Annotated in this window: 16 protein-coding genes; 9 read left to right on the top strand and 7 right to left on the bottom strand. The window is 43.8% G+C overall.

Annotation, left to right across the window (positions count from 1 at the left end; genetic code table 11):
* Positions 1-131: 131 nt before the first annotated feature.
* Complete coding sequence (locus JMY06_RS07425; RefSeq protein ID WP_201617749.1) at positions 132-1151, bottom strand: DUF3025 domain-containing protein; 1020 nt, start codon at positions 1149-1151, stop codon at positions 132-134.
* A 136-nt stretch (positions 1152-1287) separates the two neighbouring features.
* Between JMY06_RS07425 and JMY06_RS07420 the strand changes: the two genes are divergently transcribed.
* Both JMY06_RS07420 and JMY06_RS07415 read left to right on the top strand, forming a co-directional pair.
* A complete protein-coding gene (locus tag JMY06_RS07420; RefSeq protein ID WP_201617747.1) occupies positions 1288-2004 on the top strand; it encodes a metal-dependent hydrolase in 717 nt (238 codons plus the stop codon).
* A gap of 48 nt (positions 2005-2052) precedes the next feature.
* Entirely contained in the window at positions 2053-2598 is a 546-nt protein-coding gene (locus JMY06_RS07415) for a YchJ family protein (protein WP_201617745.1), read from the top strand.
* Positions 2599-2603: 5 nt separating this feature from the next.
* On the opposite strand, the gene JMY06_RS07410 is transcribed toward JMY06_RS07415, so the two are convergent.
* The 4 genes from JMY06_RS07410 to JMY06_RS07395 form a co-directional block, all read right to left on the bottom strand.
* The gene (locus JMY06_RS07410; protein ID WP_201617743.1) at positions 2604-3872 is read right to left on the bottom strand and encodes a PD-(D/E)XK nuclease family protein; all 1269 of its coding nucleotides are present in this window, start codon (positions 3870-3872) and stop codon (positions 2604-2606) included.
* Positions 3873-3926: 54 nt separating this feature from the next.
* Positions 3927-4835: a class II glutamine amidotransferase gene (locus JMY06_RS07405; protein WP_201617741.1), complete on the bottom strand. Its 909-nt coding sequence runs from the start codon at positions 4833-4835 to the stop codon at positions 3927-3929.
* Entirely contained in the window at positions 4836-5135 is a 300-nt protein-coding gene (locus JMY06_RS07400; protein WP_227672235.1) for a DUF2007 domain-containing protein, read from the bottom strand.
* Positions 5136-5241: 106 nt separating this feature from the next.
* Positions 5242-6267, bottom strand: coding sequence for a homoserine kinase (locus JMY06_RS07395; protein ID WP_201617739.1), 1026 nt, complete (start codon positions 6265-6267; stop codon positions 5242-5244).
* Between the two features lie 221 nt (positions 6268-6488).
* Here JMY06_RS07395 and hisF point away from each other — a divergent pair, with 221 nt between their 5' ends.
* The 7 genes from hisF to glmS all read left to right on the top strand — a co-directional run bounded on the left by hisF (position 6489) and on the right by glmS (position 14607).
* Positions 6489-7271, top strand: coding sequence for an imidazole glycerol phosphate synthase subunit HisF (gene hisF, locus JMY06_RS07390; protein ID WP_201617737.1), 783 nt, complete (start codon positions 6489-6491; stop codon positions 7269-7271).
* Positions 7272-7396: 125 nt separating this feature from the next.
* A complete protein-coding gene (ribE, locus tag JMY06_RS07385) occupies positions 7397-7918 on the top strand; it encodes a 6,7-dimethyl-8-ribityllumazine synthase (protein WP_201617735.1) in 522 nt (173 codons plus the stop codon).
* Between the two features lie 202 nt (positions 7919-8120).
* The gene (nusB, locus tag JMY06_RS07380) at positions 8121-9380 is read left to right on the top strand and encodes a transcription antitermination factor NusB (protein WP_201617733.1); all 1260 of its coding nucleotides are present in this window, start codon (positions 8121-8123) and stop codon (positions 9378-9380) included.
* 2 nt (positions 9381-9382) lie between these two features.
* Positions 9383-10450 (top strand): thiamine-phosphate kinase, encoded by a 1068-nt coding sequence (thiL, locus tag JMY06_RS07375; protein ID WP_201617731.1) that lies wholly within the window; start codon positions 9383-9385, stop codon positions 10448-10450.
* Between the two features lie 3 nt (positions 10451-10453).
* The gene (locus JMY06_RS07370; protein ID WP_201617729.1) at positions 10454-11047 is read left to right on the top strand and encodes a phosphatidylglycerophosphatase A; all 594 of its coding nucleotides are present in this window, start codon (positions 10454-10456) and stop codon (positions 11045-11047) included.
* Positions 11048-11211: 164 nt separating this feature from the next.
* The gene (gene glmU, locus JMY06_RS07365) at positions 11212-12591 is read left to right on the top strand and encodes a bifunctional UDP-N-acetylglucosamine diphosphorylase/glucosamine-1-phosphate N-acetyltransferase GlmU (protein WP_201617727.1); all 1380 of its coding nucleotides are present in this window, start codon (positions 11212-11214) and stop codon (positions 12589-12591) included.
* A gap of 171 nt (positions 12592-12762) precedes the next feature.
* Positions 12763-14607 carry a glutamine--fructose-6-phosphate transaminase (isomerizing) gene (gene glmS, locus JMY06_RS07360; protein ID WP_201617725.1) on the top strand — a complete coding sequence of 615 codons (1845 nt, stop codon included), beginning with the start codon at positions 12763-12765 and terminating at the stop codon, positions 14605-14607.
* A gap of 318 nt (positions 14608-14925) precedes the next feature.
* Here glmS and JMY06_RS07355 read toward each other — a convergent pair whose 3' ends face one another.
* A complete protein-coding gene (locus tag JMY06_RS07355; RefSeq protein WP_201617723.1) occupies positions 14926-18018 on the bottom strand; it encodes an efflux RND transporter permease subunit in 3093 nt (1030 codons plus the stop codon).
* On the bottom strand, positions 18015-19382 hold the full coding sequence (locus tag JMY06_RS07350) for an efflux RND transporter periplasmic adaptor subunit (RefSeq protein WP_201617721.1): 1368 nt from the start codon (positions 19380-19382) through the stop codon (positions 18015-18017). Before JMY06_RS07350 ends, JMY06_RS07355 begins: the two co-directional genes overlap by 4 nt.
* Between the last annotated feature and the right edge of the window lie 144 nt (positions 19383-19526).

Genomic DNA, 19526 nt, shown 5'->3' with positions numbered 1-19526 from the left:
CAATAACCTCCTTTTACCATAACAAATATCGGCAAACTTGTTAAGCCTAGGTGGTTAATGAATGGTGGCAAAATGGTAAACGGAACAGTGATTTAATAGCCTGTTAATAAGAGGGCTAATAAGAGATTTGATCACACTTTTTGGCGACGACCATTACGAAAGACATGACTGTCATCATAAAAACGGGCATCAGCATTGTCGGCCCAAAAGTGCGGTACACCTAAAATAGGCAGAGGTGCAAGTTTGCGTGGGGTAATATCCTCTTGTGATAGTAGCGTATGCATCTGCTCAGCCAGCCTACTGTCTAAATAGCTCATTCGTTCAGGGAGCGCTAATCCAAAGAAATCCGGCGATACATTAATGACCACACTATGCGCACATAATGATTTACGTGGTTGTATTAATTGCTCAAGTAGCGCATGTCCAAAGATATAAACCGCTGCTTTAGCGTCGGCACTTGGCGCAAGCGGCTTATCCCATTTATCACGCGGAGCTACAAGACTTGCTTGCCAATTAAAGTTGATCAGTGCCTCACCAATACTAGTATCAGCAGTCACCAATATCGCGCCGTTCTCATCAAAGACAGTAATCGTATCGCGAATCCGCCCACGACTGTCGCCAATACCCTGCTCAGTAATCTCACACATATGATGATAGTTCAACAGCGCTTTAGTTTTAGGAAAAGTCAGCCAAATGCTACCGTTAAATAAATCATGCAAATTATCACGGGTGGGAATATTACCGGTGGTTGCGATAAAGCTTTCATAAGCTTCGCCTTCTGGTAGCACATCTTGTGACACAAACTGTAGCGCATGCGCTTTGTTGCCTTGGGTAGGTTTAGTCTGCGGCTGATTTTCATGCTCAGTATTTTTCTGAGCCATTGCTGTATTTAATACCTCAGCGATAACGGTGGTGCTATAACTGATACTGTTTTTAATATCACTGTCTTGAGTATTGCTGGCTTTAAAACCACTAGCCATCACTTCTGAATTATCTACCTGCTTACTTAACATCTCTACCTTTTTGCTCAAATAATTGAGTTGATATAAATGCCTTAGCCACGGCGCTTGCCAGTCGATAGTCGCAAAGCTTGCGTCTAATAAGGCGTGAGTAGGCGCTGGAGATTGCAGTGATAAAGTGTGGTCGACCATAATGAATTCTCTATTATACGTAAGGCTGGTGTTATGCAAATATCTAGCAGTTTGAGGCAGTAGCACATGGTATCATAGAGCGCTTTTTTAGCGCTGGGCGCGTGCTGGTTTATGGCACAATTTATGGTAAAGCTTTATGGCAAATTTTAATACCCACTTAAATGGCGCGTTTGCAGTCAGTGGTACGCTGAGCTTAGTGGTTTATAAGGCTGGGCTCGTCAATGATTCAGGGTTTTTGATGTGTGTGGCACTTGGCACGGTAGGCGGTTTACTGCCCGATTTGGATTCGGATCACTCCACCCCGATCAAGCTGGGTTTTAATATTGCCGCGCTGGTATTTGCTTTTGGCTTAGTAATGCATTGGCGTGATGAGCTGAGTTTAATAGCGCTGATGGCGCTCTGGCTAGTGGGTTACGGCTTTATGCGTTATGTGGTGTTTAAACTATTTACACGCATGACCGTGCATCGCGGTGTTATCCACTCGGTGCCATATATGGCAATATTGGGGCTGGGGCTGACGTGTTTGAGCTATTACGGCTGGCATAATACCCTAAGCGCTAGCTGGTTTTATGGGTTATTCTTATTTGGTGGCGCAATGGTTCATCTGTTATTAGATGAGATGTATAGTGTTAACTTATCAGGAATGACGCTCAAGCGTTCTGCTGGTACCGCGATGAAGTTTTATCAACACAGAGAGAAATGGTGGTATCTATTGTTGTATTCGCTGCTGGCACTACTTATATATGTTGCGCCACCTTTTGCACCGTTCTGGGAGCAGCTGCGCGACCCTACTCCTTGGGCACAGCTTAAAGTTGGGGTACTACCTGCCTTTATAGAAAACTTACTTGATTGAAGAGTAAATTACCAAGCTTTATAAACAAATAATCAGAGCACACTATTTATGCAACTATGCCCTTGCCAAGTTTCGCCATCATTGGCTTTTTTAAGCACCCCAGTAGCTTATAGCAATTGCTGTCAGCCTTATCATGATGACCTTTATGAGGACGGTACTGATAAAAATGGTGGCGTTAAAGCTGAAAGTGTGGAACGACTAATGCGCACCCGCTATAGTGCGTTTGTATTAGCCAAGGCTGACTATATCGTCAAGACCACCGTGCTCGCACAGCAAGCATTACTTGATATCAATGATATTAAATCATGGGCAAAGGAGACGGATTGGGCAGGGTTGGAAATCGTCAGACACACGCCAAAGTTAGGCAAAAGGCATGCGCAAGTTGAATTTAAAGCTTATTACCAGACACTAGAAGGCACGCAGGCGCACCATGAGTTATCTACCTTTGTAAAAGTGATAAATAAAACTACTGATGATAAAGGTGAACGCTGGTACTTCCTTGACCCGACCGTAGCAATACCAGTAAGTCAGAAACAGCCGTGTATTTGTGGGTCTGGAGAGAGGTTTAAACGGTGTTGTGGGGTTTACTTGTAAGATCGTTAGTCGCTGATCAATTCTAATGCTTTAACATTGTCAATAAAAAACACAATTTCGTTAACTGTATTATCTACCCACTTATCTCTAGCATTTTTTTCAGTAACCTTATAAATACTATTAACTTTTTTAAAGTTTAAAGGTGAACTTGGTAATATATGCCCACCAAGAAACCATTTTTTCCCGCTGTCAATGAGATCAGGATAAGTTATAGCGATTTGCTGACTTAAAGAAATAGATTCATCTGGATACTGAATTCGCTTTCCATCGAAAGAGATGGACACGCCGTAGTAGATATTATGATTTAACTGAATAAAACAATGAACTTTATAGTTATCTAAGGTACCGATTTCACACTGTATGCCATAGAATCTATTTTTTCTCGATTCATTCTTGTAATAGTTCTTAACTTTTCTGTTTTCATCACAGCTTTGCAGATCTTTATCACAAAACTTAAAAATATATCCTTTTTTTTGAAAAGCAACTAACAGTAATTTCCAAATTTTATTTTGCAGATCAACTTGAAAGCTAGTAAGTGATTGGCTTAAATCATACGCTAACTCAAAGTTATTATCTTTATATAAGAAATCTACATGGGATTTTTTCATTTTGGCTGACCTATTATCTCCAGTGAGTGAGCCAATTAAACGCCCATATTGCTTCAAGGTTTGTTCAATATGTGGATAATTCTTTGCTTCCTTGATGCATAGGTCTAACCAGTGACTAATGTCATCTTTATAATTAATTTGACCAAATTGGTCATCTCGCAAGTTACCTTTGCCATGAGCAGTCACTTGTACGCCATCTTTATTTAAATATAAGATGTAAATGTTTTTTGGAGAATAACCAAGTTTATTACAAGCTTCAAAATAACGTTGGAGTTGATTTTTTTGATCAGATGCGTGGATTTTGTTTTCGATAACTATAACATTGTCAGAAGACTTCAGAATAATATCAACTCTTCCAAAACCTCTAATAAGTATCTCGGTTTCACAGTCGTACAGAACATTTGAGTCAAGCGGTTTCTGCTGCCACTCTTGTGCATCAATAGCAGGATTGATTACTTCGTCAATAAAAATTTGTTGAAAAACAGGCATAGCGTGACTGCCTTGAGGGTTCAGTATTTCTGCTAAAAACTTAGAGTGCAACCCTACCTCTTCATCATACTTCCTTAGAATAGTAAATATATTAAAGGCATGTTTCGTACTTGATTCTTGTTCTATGGATGCTTGCTCAATTTTTTTAAGCTCATTAAAAAATACTTTATATGGCATAGGTTATCCCTGTTTATATAATTATAATTGAGCAAGATCTTAGAATTTAAACCCCTAAACACTCGCCCCAACTGCTCTTGCAATCGCAATCCCTTCATCAACAGTCAAAAACTGACGCTGGCTTGGGCTATCTTGATATAAAATTTCGCCATCTTGGAATATCAGACATTCATTAACGGCCAATTGCTGCCATTTTTCATTTTCAGTCAGCGGTACGGTAACTATTACTGTCACTTTATCTTTGTCAGTAGTCACATCACCAAAGTTAATGGCCAAGTCATCATCAGCCAATTTTGCCTCACCAAATGGTGCTTGGCGCGTAAGATAAAACAATAAACTGCCCGCATAAGCCAATTGCCAATTACCATTCGATATCAAGCAATTAAATAAGCCATTGGCTGATAAATAGCGACATTGAGTGGTCAAAAAGTTAAATAGCGTTTGGTCATCAGGACGCGTTTTAAAGCTGCTTTTGAGACGATTAATCAGGTAGCAAAATGCCATTTCAGAATCGGTTGAGCCGACTGGTTGGCAGTGGCTGGCGTTACCGTTATCTTGCAAGCGCTGACAGCGTTTAATAAATTCTTTATTCATCTGGCCGTTATGGGCAAACACCCATTGCTCACCCCACACTTCTCGTACAAAAGGATGCGTATTGGCCAAGCAGTTCTGCCCTTGCGTCGCTTTACGAATGTGTGCGATAACATTCATCGCTTTAATCGGATAGTTATTAACTAAATCGGCAACGGGCGATTGATAGCTTGGACGGTTATCGTGAAACAGACGTAGTCCGGTTGCGGCATTGTCCGCGCCCTTATTACTATTACAATCACTGCGCTCAAAAAACGCAATACCAAAACCATCTTCATGGCTATCGGTCATACCGCCGCGCCGACGAAATCCTGCAAAGCTAAAACCGATATCAGTTGGGGTATTACAGTTCATTCCTAAGAGTTGACACATCTACGCGTTACCACCTTTATTAATAGTACCGCCGTTATTGTCGTTCGTTGTGTGGTCTGTTGGGTCATCGAGCATGGTGGTCGTGCTGTCAGTTTCAATATTGCCTAATATGCGCTTCGCTTGCGCCAAATCAGCATCTTGTACCCATAACACTGCCCCTGAATTCATACCGGGCAGGCCACTTAAAGCCTGTAGTGACACCTTGATATCATTATTTCGCAATAGGTTGGCATGTAGCTCTCCTTGAATATTGGTTTCATAGCGTGCCAGTTTGTGCCAGTCATCGATTTGGTCAGTCATAGTTTTGCCTTTAGAATTGCTGAATAAGAAGTAAGTTTAGCTATGTAAGAATAATGTTTTGTCTGATTATAAGTTGCTTAGTATTAAGTAGCATGAAGTCCGTATTCTATGCTTTTTTACTACTCGTCCAATGATAAGCGGCAAGGCGTTTCATAAGATCAGGGTTTTTGACCATGATATTATCGCCAGTACGCCCTTCAGTACGGTTATAGTGGATGACGTTTAGACGCAGTAGCCAAAATATCACCGCCGCTTTCGCTAGCATTATTGGCAAGGCACGCTTCTCATCTTCATTAAGCGTTCTTTTTGATTCATAACCTTGTAGGAAGGCTGCCATTTTATGACGGTCAAAATTGACCGATTCACCTTGTTCAGCATCGCCCCACGTGGTACAAAAGTCATTAATAGTAATAGCAATATCCATCACATAATGATCAACACTGACTTCGGTAAAGTCCAATAATCCTGTGAGTTGCTCATTATCCTTTTTCAGATTCCACAGCGTGTTATCGGCGAACATATCTAAATGACATAGCCCTTTTGGTAATGTCGTTAGCGGTAGATCGTTATAGGATTGCCAAATATCACTCATCAGCTTGGCTTCATCACTTGGCATAAATTGCATTTCACGATCACGAACCTCTGCCCATGGATATAGCGCTACACCATATTTTTCAGCAGGTTGCAGCTCTTGTAGTGTTTCATGCAATACGGCTAATGACGCGCCCATCTTATGACACATCGCTTGGGTGGTTTGCTCAGGATGCGCCCCTGCCAGACACGGCACTACAGTAATTGCTTTGTTATCATAATGAATGACGTAGCGCTTATCATCTTTAACATCAGCACCCGATTCGTTACCTGAGTCTATAAGTGCCAACGGTGCAGCAACCGGTAATTTACCAATTAGCTTATTTAAAATGACGGCCATTTTTTCGATGTCGCTTGGTGGACGCTCTTCAAATAAGGTAAACACATAAGAGTAATCACCATCGCTATCATCAGTCGTCTGAATAAACCAGTTTGAGTTTTTGATACCTTGGGTAATCGGAATGGCGCGAGCAAATGACACCCCAAAGCTCTGACAAAATGCGGCAAATTGTTCATCGGTTAACTGGGTATAAACAGACATGACATCTCACTTATGACAATTAAAAAGAAGGTTAGATTTAAATAATAAGGACGAGTTTAAACGGTACTAAGAACAAATTGAGACGCTAATAGCGACAATCACAGCGCGAATAGTAGTACTTGAGATAAAAGCGCATTAATATTGCGAAAATATGCCTGATATGGCGGTGATTTTGCTAGACTAGCGCTTACGGATGAATTGATTATAAGGTTAAAACCCCTATGTTAGCAAAGCGTATCATTCCTTGCTTGGATGTCGATAATGGCCGCGTGGTGAAAGGCGTGCAATTTGTCGATATTAAAGATGCTGGCGATCCGGTCGAAGTAGCGAAACGCTACAACGAACAAGGCGCTGATGAGATTACCTTTTTGGATATTACCGCTACTCATCATGAGCGCGATACTACTTATCACACTGTCGAGCGTATGGCGGAGACGGTATTTGTACCCTTAACTGTTGGCGGCGGCGTGCGTAAAATTACAGATATCCGTAACCTTTTGAATGCGGGCGCGGATAAAGTAGCGATTAATTCAGCAGCGGTATTTACCCCTGAGTTTGTTGGTGAGGCGGCGCAAAAATTCGGTAACCAATGTATTGTGGTTGCCATTGATGCGAAGCGTGTTGCTGATTTAAATGTTGACGGCATCATAATCCCGCGTTGGGAGATTTTTACTCATGGCGGACGTAAGCCAACCGGTATCGATGCGGTCGCTTGGGCAATCAAAATGGCCGAGCTGGGTGCTGGCGAGCTATTGGTTACCTCAATGGATGGCGATGGCACTAAAAAAGGCTATGATTTAGAGCTGATGAAGCAAATTACGGGCCAAGTGAATATACCCGTGATTGCCTCAGGTGGCGTGGGCAATCTGCAACATTTAGCCGATGGCGTGTTAAAGGGCGGCGTAGATGCCGTACTTGCTGCCAGTATTTTTCACTTCGGTGAGCATACTATTCTTGAGGCCAAGCAGTATATGGCAGCGCAAGGGATACAGATGCGCCTGTAAAAAAATGTTATCATAGCGCTAACTGTCTATTTTCATGTTGTTTTTACTTATTTAAACAGCAAATAACTGAATAAGAAACGTTTGAACCCAATTGATAACCCTCATTTAGAATCAAGGATAAATATATGTCAAATCTACAACAACAGCGTAATGCCGTCACCCATATTGATGGTAATTTACACCAAAATGCCGACGCCCGTATTGGTATCGTCGTCGCCCGTTTTAATGGTTTTGTTGTAGAGTCATTGGTTGATGGCGCAATTGATGCGCTACTTCGTCACGGTGTTTTGGGCAGTAACATTACGGTTATCCGTGTTCCTGGTGCTTTTGAGTTGCCATTGGTAGCCCAGCGTGCCGCTGAATCGGATCGTTTTGATGCTATCATTGCGCTAGGTGCCATTATTCGTGGCAGCACCCCGCATTTTGACTTTGTTGCGAGCGAATCAGCGAAAGGCTTAAGTAGCGTTGCCACTGATTATAACATTCCAGTTAGTAATGGTGTATTGACTACCGATAGCATTGAGCAAGCGATTGAACGCGCAGGCACTAAAGCCGGTAATAAAGGCTCAGAAGCGGCGATGGTCGTCCTTGAGATGATTGCGGTATTATCACAATTAGATATCGATGACAGCAGTGATGACGCCTAACATTAGTTTTGACTACTTTCTAAGCGTATTGCCTTAATCAGATTTAATGAGCGCTGCAACTATTGCTTGTAGCGCTTAGGATTTATTAAAAGGCTATTAATATTCATTTAGTATTTATTAGCTTCTTAACTTCTAACATCAGATTTTTCGTCGCATTTTTATTTTAAAACTTTTTATTTCAAAACTTAGGTATTGACCCCCTATGACTGACCAACTCAAGCGCGCCATTAGCGCTGCGAAAACAGCACAAACTAATTCTGATCGTGCTGAAGCTATCAGTACAGCGAGCAGCAGTGCAGGTGAACAAAACTTCGATATGAGTGAGTCTTCTTATAAGACCAGCCACACCGCTGTGCGTAAAGCTCGACGTTTTGCCATGCAAGGCCTGTATGAATGGCTGGTCACTGACCACCGCTTTGATACTAACGGCAAGCTTGGCTGGAAAGCCAATGCGCCCCATGATATTGCTGCACGTACGCGCGCTACCAACGCCATGCATACTGTGCATATTGGCTATTATCATGAAATGATGCGTGATATTCCAGAGCAGATTGAGGCGCTGGATGCGCTTATCAGTCAGCATTTAGATCGCGGAATCGATAAGTTAGATACCGTTGAGCACGCCATTTTACTTATTGGTGCCTATGAGCTACAAAACCGGTTAGAGATTCCTTATAAAGTGGTGCTCGATGAAGCCATGAAGCTCAATAATCACTTTGGGGCGACTGATGCTCATAAATTGATCAATGCGGTACTAGATAAAATGGCCGTTGAGCTACGTGAAGTCGAAGTGCAAGCAGATACTAAAGCCAATCTACGCACCTCACAAAAAACAGCTAATAAACAAACAACTACTGCGCCTAAAACGACGGTTACTACTGAAAGTGCAGATGCAACTGATGATAAACCGGCAACCACTGCAAAACCGCGTATTAGCGCTAATAATACCAGTGTCAAACGTAATCGTCCTAACAAAGTAAATGCTGGAACCAGTACTGCTAAAGCTGCAGCCGAAAAGAATGTTAAGGCTCAAGAAGAAAGCGCTAAACCCGTAGCTACTGATAAAGCAGACGACGTTATTAATGCTTCTGTTGCCGCTATAAATACTGATGTTGTTGCTGTTAACAATGAAACTGTTGTTAACGAAACTGTTACTAACCAAACTACCGATAGCGTTGTCGACGACAATGTGACTGATACTGATACTGATACTGATACTGATACTGATAAAACGTTAACAGACTTAGAAAACGAAGTTTTAGAAAGTGATGTTTCAGACAGCACAGTGATAGAAGGTAAGCTAACCGATGATAGTTCGGCAAAGAGTGTAGGATCAAGTACACCTGATTCAGATTCAATCGCTGATGAAACAAATGAAATTGAAGTAGCCGATACTAAAACTGATCGCTCTGAATTAAGTAGCCCTGAGATAAACAACTCTGATGCAAAAAGTAAAGACTAGCCATGAACGAGTTTGAGCTAATTGAGCAAATATTTTTCCAACTGCAAGCGGATAACACATTAGCCGCTTGCAGCAAGAAAGGTATTGAAAAAGGTATCGGTGACGATGCGGCAGTGACTGCTCTACCAGCCGGATCACGTTTGGTCAGTTGCATAGACACCTTGGTTCAAGGTCGACACTTTAGTGCTGATTGGGCGCAAGTTCAGAAGCTAGCATTTGCGATTGGTTACAAGGCCGTGGCAGTTAATGTCTCAGACCTAGCTGCAATGGGCGCAACGCCGCACAGTATTTTGCTGGCGGTAGCGCTACCTGAACGCCTCGCTAATAAAGAATGGCTGACCGAATTTGCTAAAGGCTTATTTCACGCCTGCCAATTATTTGGGGTGACCTTGATTGGTGGTGATACCACTCGCAATGATACTTTAGTGCTCAGCATCAGTGCTCAAGGGTTGCTAGCTGCTGGCACGCCAGCCGTGTACCGCTCGGGGGCACAAGTCGGTGATAAAGTTTATGTTTCAGGCACACTTGGTGATGCCGGTTATGCACTGCGACGTCCAGATAATGCTCAAGGTATTGAGCTTGCGCATCGTCTGCATATGCCGACACCACGTGTTAGCTTAGGCATAGCATTAGCGAAGATTGGCTCGACGGCGATGATAGATATCTCTGACGGCCTTTATCAAGATTTAGGACATATCTGTCAGCAAAGTAACGTCAGTATGCGTCTTAATCTTGAGCAGCTGCCTACTAGCAGTCCATTATTAGCGGTAGATTTGCCTGAACGGTTATTATGCCAACTGACCGGCGGCGATGATTATGAGTTGGCATTTACGTTGCCGGCTGGTGTCGAACCGCCTATCGGCAATACATCGGTTAGTTGTATCGGTGAGGTTATTGCAGCAGGTGAGGTTGATTCTAACGATACTGGCTCTCCAAATACCACTTCTATAAATACTGTAGTATCGCAGCATCCGTTCATGTTTTATCGAGGGCAAGCAGTGACTCCAAGCCAACCCTCGCCTTTCACTACGTGGCCGATTCTGACTGGTTACCAACATTTTACAGGTTAGCCCATGACTGATAATTCACCTAAGCCCGATATTAGCAAAGCCAATGTCTGTCCACCGCTACCAGCAAATGCCAGTGCGCTTGATCGTATTGTCTATTGGTTAGGTATTGGTTTGGGTAGTGGACTGCCACGAAGAGCGCCAGGTACATGGGGCACTGTTGGTGGACTAATCATCGCCATCCCTTTGATGAGCTTAGGCTTTGTGCCGTTTTTGGTTATTACCCTTCTATCCTGTGTCATTGGGGTTTGGATATGTGGTCGTACCTCTGAGATGATGCAAGTCCATGATGATCCGCATATTGTTTGGGATGAGTGGGCAGGCATCTGGATTACCCTCCTACCTTTTTCTTATATGGGCGTGGCACCAGCTCACTTTTGGCAAAATATCACCCAACCATTTTCTATTTTTGCGCTGGTTCTTGCTTTTATACTGTTTCGCTTTTTTGATATTCTTAAGCCGCCACCAATTAGTTGGGCAGACAAAAAAGTCGCCGGCGGTTTAGGGGTTATGCTTGATGATATCATCGCAGCTATTATGGCTGCTGCCGTCTGGATATTTATAATGTTTATTCTTATTAATTATTTAACGTCGAATTAAAAGCGAATTTCCTCTTCTTTTTTTAAGACGAGTCATCTCTATTTTTAGGACTTATAAATAGATTACAAAGGCTGCACGACTTAATATTTCTATTTAACGAACATTTGCGTTATAATTTTGTATTATATCTTGTTACACTTATAGCATTATTTTTTAGGATTCCTATGACATCTTCTCTTTCTGTAATTATTCTTGCAGCTGGTAAAGGCACGCGAATGCAATCGGCTAAGCCAAAAGTGCTCCAGACGCTTGCGGGTAAATCTTTACTGGGTCACGTATTAGACACCTGCCATCACCTTACCGTAGATGAAACTATTGTGGTATACGGATTTGGTGGCGAGCAAGTACAGACGGCGATTGATAGTCAATATGCTCATCTACCGATTACTTGGGTCGCACAGACGGAACAATTAGGTACCGGTCATGCGGTAAAAGTTGCGCTTGACCAATTGCCAAAAGACGGCCAAAGTTTAATTCTGTACGGTGATGTACCACTCGTTAGCGCTCATACCTTAACAAATTTACAAACTGCAAATAATGATGGCATGTCGATGCTGACCTTGACAGTAGCCAATCCATTTGGCCTAGGCCGTATTAAACGTGATCAGGACGGAAAGATTAAAGCTATCATCGAGCAAAAAGACGCTAGTGATGACGAGCAACAAATTCAAGAAATTAATAGTGGAATTTACTGTGTCGACAATGCCCTATTACACAAATACTTGCCAAAACTGTCAAATGACAATGCTCAGCAAGAATACTATCTGACCGACATTGTCAAAATGGCGGTTGCTGATGGCATTACTATTACCGCTATCGAGCCGGAACATGCGTTTGAGATTGAAGGCGTCAATAACCGCCAACAACTTGCTAGTCTAGAACGCTCTTGGCAAGGTAAGTTGGTGCACGATTTACAAGTAGCCGGTGTACAGTTTGCTGATCCTGCACGCGTTGATATTCGCGGTACGTTAACTGCTGGCCAAGATGTGTTTGTTGATGTCGGTGTGGTGTTTGAAGGCGACTGCACCTTAGGTGATAACGTTTATATCGAGGCCGGTTGTATTATTAAAAATGCTCAAATCGGCAATGCTTGTCATCTGAAACCTTATTGCGTGGTCGATCATGCCAACATCGGTGCGGGTGTTGATATCGGTCCTTTTGCGCATTTGCGCCCTGACACGGTACTCGCTGATAATAGCCGCGTTGGTAACTTTGTAGAAATTAAAAAATCATCGATCGGTAACGGCAGCAAGATCAATCATCTAAGCTATATTGGTGATGCAACCATCGGCGCCGGCGTCAATGTGGGGGCTGGGACGATTACTTGTAATTACGATGGCATTAATAAATCGCAAACTGTCATTGAAGACAATGTTTTTGTGGGATCCAATTCGAGCTTAGTGGCACCAGTAACCATTAATGAAAGCGCTATTATTGGCGCTGGTTCTGTGATTACCGATGATGTCGACGCTGGTTCCTTAGCACTAGGTCGGGCGCGGCAAGTACAAAAGTCTGGCTATATACGCGCAACAACAAAAAAATAGCTTGTTAATAAAATCTAAGCGACATCAAGCAGCGCGGCAATAGATCATTGTCGCGCTGTTTAATATTATTAATAGGGTGTTCATACTCACTCTCTCAATATTTATTCGATAGATAAATATTAATTTACTTATCCATTTCACAACAGAAACACTTTAATTTAAGGAATAGCTATGTGCGGAATCGTAGGCGCAGTTGCTGAACGTAATATTGCCAGTATCTTACTTGAGGGTCTAAAACGCCTTGAATACCGAGGTTATGACTCTGCAGGTCTGACGGTGATTCGTGATGGCGAGCTACATCGTGAGCGTCAAGTAGGTAAAGTAAAAGCGTTGGTTGATGCTGTAGCCGTAAACCCAGAGTTTTTTGATGGTCATATTGGTATTGCTCATACTCGCTGGGCTACTCATGGCGAGCCTGCACAGCGCAATGCTCACCCGCATGTTTCAGGCAAGATTGCCGTGGTACATAATGGTATTGTCGAAAACTATGCCGAGCTTAAAGAAGATCTAATTGCCAAAGGTTATGAATTTACCTCGCAGACCGATACCGAAGTAGTCGCGCATCTAATTAATGATCTTTATAAAGACACCCCTAATTTACTAGAAGCCGTTCGTGCGGTTATTCCGCTACTTCATGGTGCTTTTGCTTTAGGTATTGTCCATGTTGATAGCCCAGAAGAGCTCATCACTGTCCGTCTTGGCTCACCGTTGGTTATTGGCGTAGGTATTGGGGAAAACTTTATTGCCTCAGATCAGTTGGCGCTGCTACCGGTAACCAATCGCTTTATGTATCTAGAAGAAGGTGATATTGCAAAACTGACTCGTGACAGCATTACGGTCTATGCTGACGGGGTTGAAGTTAGCCGCAAGATTCATGAGATAGATGCCAAGCAGCATAACGCTGACAAAGGCGAATTTAAACATTATATGCTCAAAGAAATCTATGAGCAGCCGGATGCAGTCGCTCGTACCGTTGGGATGGCAATCGATAGTGGTGAAACGTCTAAATTACGCGATGACTTTCTGCAACGTCATGAAAGCCAGCTGGCTGGTATTCGCCACATACAAATACTTGCTTGTGGTACCAGCTATCACGCGGGTATGGTCGCTAAATATTGGTTTGAGAATCTTACTCGTTTGCCATGTTCTGTTGAAGTAGCCAGTGAGTTCCGCTATCGCAATCCAGTCGTGGTCGATAACTCGCTAGTGATCTGTATCTCTCAGTCAGGTGAAACAGCCGATACCTTATCAGCGTTACGTGATACCCAAAAGCAAAATCCAGCAGGACTGGTCAGCTTAGCTTTATGTAACGTGGCGACCTCATCATTAGTACGCGAGACCGATATCTTCTTACCAACACTTGCCGGTCCTGAGATTGGTGTAGCCTCAACCAAAGCCTTTACCACTCAGCTTGCTGCCTTGATGCTATTAATACTCAAGGTTGGTGTTATCCAATCACGTATTGATAACGAACGTTTAACGACTCTACTAGACGCTCTACATAAGCTCCCCGGTCAGCTATTTGCCAGCTTAAAACTAGATGCACCTATCAAGACCATGAGTGAGAGCTTTGAGGATAAAAAAAGCTGCTTGTTCCTAGGGCGTGGTTTGCAATTTCCGATCGCCCTCGAAGGCGCGCTTAAGCTTAAAGAAATCTCTTATATCCATGCGGAAGGTTATGCAGCAGGTGAGCTGAAACATGGCCCGTTGGCTCTAGTTGATAAAGACATGCCGATTGTCGTTCTTGCACCTAAAGACAGTATGTTTGATAAGCTTAAAGCCAATATACAGGAAGTACATGCGCGCCACGGTGAGCTGTTTGTATTCGCCAGTAAATCCAGCCAAATGATCGCAGAAGATCGCTTGCATGTGGTCTATGTCCCTGATGTCTGCGAGGCCTTAGCGCCGATTGTTTATAGTGTGCCAGTACAGCTGTTGTCGTACCATGTCGCCGTTATGCGCGGTACCGATGTCGATCAGCCACGTAACTTGGCAAAATCAGTGACGGTTGAATAATTTATTTATTAATCCTTGTTATTAATATAGTAAAAAAGGCCGAGACTTATAATAAGTCTCGGCCTTTTTTACTATATTAATAACGACTTGTTAGCGAGCAATACCTACTGTTTAGCCGCTTCAATTTGAATGTTTAGAGTAGTTTTTTCAGTTATCCCTAATAACGTATATTTACTCATATATCACTTTGTCCGGCCAATCGTGGTAGTAAAATCACCAGCGGAATCTATTAAACATCAAAAAAATCAGGCCCAGTGAGCATTACGTCAAATGCTTTTGTCATTGCCTTATCTAGAGTCGAGTCTATCTTAAAATACCTTAAGACTTATCAGTAGCTGATTCCTTTTTACCATGCGGAATCAGCCATTTAGAAAACCAGTTAGAGACATCATCCATTAAAGTATAGACCACTGGAATAACTACCAAACTTAGTAAGGTAGAGGTTACCAAACCGCCCAATACCGCTGCTGCCATTGGCCGGCGGAAAGTAGGGTCCGCTTCACCCCAACCGAACACTAGCGGTAACATGCCAGCACCCATTGCAATGGTGGTCATAATGATAGGTCGCGCGCGCTTGCGGCATGAATCAATAATAGCGTCAAAACGTGCCAGTCCGCGACGTTGAGCGATTAGGGCATAATCTACCAGCAAGATAGAGTTCTTAGTAGCAATACCCATCAGCATAATAAAGCCGATCATCGAGGGCATTGATAAGCTGCTATTAGTAATGACCAAACCCACAAATGCGCCGCCTATCGATAATGGTAAGGCCATTAGAATGGTAAATGGCTGCAACAATCGCCCAAACAATAAAATAAGAACGCCTAAAATACAGACAACACCCACTGACATGGCGATGATGAAGCTACTAAATAGCTCCGCCATATTTTCGGCTTGGCCTTGTTCAATCACCGTAATCGATGCGGGCAGATTCTGCATAGTCGGTGTGTTTTTGACCGCTTGTACCAATTCTCCAAGCTCGCCATTCGCCGGTTGCACGGTAATACTAATCGCCCGCTCACGATCTAAACGGCTGATTTGCGCAGGACCGGTTCCAAAGTCCAAATCAGCCACATCGCCTACCCGCACGCCTTGGCCTGCTGGACGTGCGCTTGGGACATATAAGCCCTCTAACTGATTGACGCTTTGTTTGGCCACATCAGGCAGCCGTACGACAATCGGTATCTGCCGAGTATCAAGATTGAGCTTAGATAAGCGCTGCTCATAATCACCAACGGTTGCGATTCGTAGCGTACTGGCGATATCTTGCGTGGTAACCTCTTTATCTGCCATCGCTAATCTATCAGGGATGACGGTCAATTCTGGGCGCGGCAAACTGCGGTCGCTGACGACGTCGCCGGCAATGGGTAACGCGCGGATATCGGCCATAATCTGTTGAACGGTCTGCTCAAGAACTTCTGGACTGGTACTGGTCAAGGAGAAGTTATATCCGGTCTCCCCGCCACTCGATAGCCCAACAGTAAAGCGCGCACTCGGTACACCTGCTAATATTGCGCTGATTTGGCGTTCTATCGCTTGCTTAGAGCCGCGATCTGCTCGTGGTGTCAGCACTATATCTAAGCTTGCAATATTTTTTGCCTGACCACCACCAGAACCCATAGTTGCTTGGGCTTCTCCCACGGCGGTAAAGATATGCGTCACTTCAGGCAAGGCCGAAATACGTGCGCTTGCTAACGCTGCTATGCGTTCTGTATCTTCCAATTCCACATCAGGCGTCAGCTCAATTTCTACTCGCGTTTGGTCAATATCATTATCGGGAATAAAGGCGGTCGGTAATAGTTTAACCAGTCCCAGTGAAGCCACAAACAGCACCAAAGTGGCGCCCATAGTCAGCCAGCGATGATGTAGCGTCCACGAGACTATTTTAAGATACCCTGTCATCAGCGCACTTTGCTTTTCAACATGTTGCTTTTCAGGTCGTAAAATATAAGCGGCCATCATAGGCGTGATAAGTCGCGCCACCATTAACGAGGCAAAGATTGCTAGCGCTGCTGTCCAACCAAATTGTCGAAAAAACTGCCCAACGATACCGCCCATAAAGGCAGTCGGTAAAAATACTGCAATTAAGGTAAAAGTAGTCGCAACAACGGCAAGCCCAATCTCATCAGCTGCTTCCATCGCTGCTTGGTAGGGCGTTTTGCCCATGCGCAGGTGTCGCATGATGTTTTCGACTTCGACAATCGCATCATCAACCAAGACTCCAATGACCAATGACAATGCCAATAACGAGATAATATTAAGACTAAAATTAAATAGATACATCCCTAAAAAGGTTGGGATAATCGATAATGGTAAGGCCACAGCGGTGACGATGGTCGCACGAATATTGCGTAAAAATAAAAACACCACTACCACGGCTAACAGTCCACCTTCAATCAACATGCGTAGTGACGCTTGATAATCTTCGGCAACTGGGGTTGCGCGGTCATAGACTTTTTCGACGGTTATATTACTCATATCAGCACTTAGCTGAGCAAGGGCAATATCAACGCGCTCAGCCACCTCAACTTCACTAGCGCCACGCGAGCGCGTTATATTAAAGGCTACAACCGTTTGCTCATCAAGCTTGGCCATAGAGTTAGGATCCGCAGGTCCATCAGTCACTTGCGCCATGCGACCAAGCGCTTGGGTGCCGCCCGTCGGAACCGCTATCTGTAACTCATTAAGCTCACGAGCACGCTCGACCGCTCCCAATACGCGAATGGTTTGGGTCGTTTTACCAACTTCAGCCTCACCGCCAGAGCTGTCTTGCTGAATACCCGCAATCTGCTGTGATAATTGTACGATAGAAAACTGTAAACCACTCAGCGCAATCGGATCTGCCGCCACCGTAATCTCACGCTCAAGTCCGCCAACCCGGCTAATAGCGCCCACGCCCTGAATATCTGATAAGCGTTTAGTGATAGTGTCATCAACGAACCAAGATAAATCCTCAATACTCATATTGTCCGCAGATACCGAATAAGTAACGACCGGAAACCCTGAGGTTGAGACCTTAGTAATAATAGGATCGTTGGCCGCAGCAGGTAAATCACCACGCACCTCACCAACCGCCGAGCGCACATCGTCAACTGCTTCTTGAATGTCTTTATCTAATACAAACTCAGTGACAATCGTAGCAGCACCAGTCTGTAGCGTGGTGCGAATATGCTTGATACCGGTGATACTGGTTAGTCTATTTTCAATCTTTTTGGCGATATCATTCTCTAACTGCGAAGGCGCCGCACCCGGTAACGTTACCGTTACTACCACGGCCGGCAAGTCGATATCAGGGAACTGCTGGACTTTCATTTGCTGAAAGCCAAACAGTCCACCCATCGTTAGCAGTACAAATAATAAAATCGCTACTAATGGGTTTTTAATAGAATAGGCAGATACATTTAAATTCATGAGCGCGCCTTCGAGGCAGTAGCCGCTGCTGATTGTCTATTAGAACTATTTTTATTTGCAGTCTCAACGATACGCACTAAATCGCCATCATTTAAAAAGCTGCCCCCTTGCTTGACCAATCTACTATCTGCAGGCAAAGGCTCGGCAACGGCAACGTTACCACCAGAACGTTCACCAAGCGTGACGCGCTGACGCTGAATACGGCCCAATTTTTTATCATCTTGAGTCTTAATATCAGTCACCAGCATCACATAATCATAACCATCATTACTGACAATCGCACTATTCGGCAGTGTTTGCATACTTTCACTACCTAATAGAAATTCGCCAGTTTGATACATGCCAGCACGCGCAGTAGTATTGTTATCTAAGCTGGCATAAATAGTAATTTGGCGATTATCATCTGCTGTTGGCGCGATTCGGCGTACTTGCCCCATAACAAACTGATCTCTGGGTAGGCTGACCTTAACAGGAGTACCCACTTGAACCTCGCCGATAAGCTTAGGATCAATATCGGCTTGCCACTCTAAGATACCATCTTTAATAATGGTAAATAACGGCTCACCGCCAGCAACCATACCGACTTCAACCAACTTTTCACTGATTACCCCGCTAACTGGCGCAATTACTTTGGCATTATCAACGCTCAAGCGTTGAGTACTCAGGCGTGCTCTTGATGACTGTAAAGTAGCCTCAGCACGTAATTCAGAGGTACGATAGCGGTCGGCTTCTTGCTTACTAATTGCGTCAATATCGATCAACGGTAGCACCCGTGCCGCATCTGCTTTAGCATTGGCAAGAGTGGCCTCCGCTTCAGCCACATCCGCTTGCGCTTGTAATACTTGCTGCTGCATCGCATCGGTATCGAATATCGCCAATACTTGACCAATTTTGACCCGCTCGCCTTCCTCGACCAATATGCGCTCAATAGCCACCCCATTGACCTTGGCACTGACATTCGCAATATCTTTGGCATTAATAGTACCGTCAGCGGTTAAAGTATTACCGATACTGTCTTGGCTTGGCAGGATGGTTTCGACCGCTAACACTGCCTGTTCAGCAATATTGCCGCTATTATCATCAGTTGCCGGTGATGCCGTTTGAGTTCCTGAGACCACCGCCTGCTCCTCAGATACAACCTCATCATCGCCCCAATATCGACCTAACAATACCCCGATAATCAATACCGCTACCAATACTGGCAATAGCCATACAGGTAGTTTGGTTGCAGGCCGATTAGTCAGTGCGTCAGACTGGCGATAGGGCGGCAACTCAGACTCAGGTATCAGTTTAGACTTATCAGAATGGGGCTCTTGCTTGGCATTAAGGTCTTGCTCAGCATTAGGGTCTTGAAAATCACTCATGATCATTCTCTATAAATAAACACAATAAAGAAAATTGAACTATTAAAGGGGCAAACAATTAAAAAGGTTAGGGTCTGTATAGAATTAGGGAATAGTTGAAAAAAATAAGCAACGCCTTAAACTCTTGTTTACCACAACAAAGAG

Source organism: Psychrobacter urativorans (assembly GCF_904846675.1).
GTDB classification, from domain to species: Bacteria; Pseudomonadota; Gammaproteobacteria; order Pseudomonadales; family Moraxellaceae; genus Psychrobacter; species Psychrobacter urativorans_B.
Note: the sequence above shows the minus strand (reverse complement) of the source record. Positions and strands in the feature narration are given on the sequence as shown.

What these genes read in the sequence shown, in the direction of transcription:
- JMY06_RS07425 (WP_201617749.1), bottom strand. Translation starts at nt 1,151, where the DNA reads ATGGTCGACCACACTTTATCACTGCAATCTCCAGCGCCTACTCACGCC.
- JMY06_RS07420 (WP_201617747.1), top strand. Translation starts at nt 1,288, where the DNA reads ATGGCAAATTTTAATACCCACTTAAATGGCGCGTTTGCAGTCAGTGGT.
- JMY06_RS07415 (WP_201617745.1), top strand. Translation starts at nt 2,053, where the DNA reads ATGCAACTATGCCCTTGCCAAGTTTCGCCATCATTGGCTTTTTTAAGC.
- JMY06_RS07410 (WP_201617743.1), bottom strand. Translation starts at nt 3,872, where the DNA reads ATGCCATATAAAGTATTTTTTAATGAGCTTAAAAAAATTGAGCAAGCA.
- JMY06_RS07405 (WP_201617741.1), bottom strand. Translation starts at nt 4,835, where the DNA reads ATGTGTCAACTCTTAGGAATGAACTGTAATACCCCAACTGATATCGGT.
- JMY06_RS07400 (WP_227672235.1), bottom strand. Translation starts at nt 5,135, where the DNA reads ATGACTGACCAAATCGATGACTGGCACAAACTGGCACGCTATGAAACC.
- JMY06_RS07395 (WP_201617739.1), bottom strand. Translation starts at nt 6,267, where the DNA reads ATGTCTGTTTATACCCAGTTAACCGATGAACAATTTGCCGCATTTTGT.
- hisF (WP_201617737.1), top strand. Translation starts at nt 6,489, where the DNA reads ATGTTAGCAAAGCGTATCATTCCTTGCTTGGATGTCGATAATGGCCGC.
- ribE (WP_201617735.1), top strand. Translation starts at nt 7,397, where the DNA reads ATGTCAAATCTACAACAACAGCGTAATGCCGTCACCCATATTGATGGT.
- nusB (WP_201617733.1), top strand. Translation starts at nt 8,121, where the DNA reads ATGACTGACCAACTCAAGCGCGCCATTAGCGCTGCGAAAACAGCACAA.
- thiL (WP_201617731.1), top strand. Translation starts at nt 9,383, where the DNA reads ATGAACGAGTTTGAGCTAATTGAGCAAATATTTTTCCAACTGCAAGCG.
- JMY06_RS07370 (WP_201617729.1), top strand. Translation starts at nt 10,454, where the DNA reads ATGACTGATAATTCACCTAAGCCCGATATTAGCAAAGCCAATGTCTGT.
- glmU (WP_201617727.1), top strand. Translation starts at nt 11,212, where the DNA reads ATGACATCTTCTCTTTCTGTAATTATTCTTGCAGCTGGTAAAGGCACG.
- glmS (WP_201617725.1), top strand. Translation starts at nt 12,763, where the DNA reads ATGTGCGGAATCGTAGGCGCAGTTGCTGAACGTAATATTGCCAGTATC.
- JMY06_RS07355 (WP_201617723.1), bottom strand. Translation starts at nt 18,018, where the DNA reads ATGAATTTAAATGTATCTGCCTATTCTATTAAAAACCCATTAGTAGCG.
- JMY06_RS07350 (WP_201617721.1), bottom strand. Translation starts at nt 19,382, where the DNA reads ATGAGTGATTTTCAAGACCCTAATGCTGAGCAAGACCTTAATGCCAAG.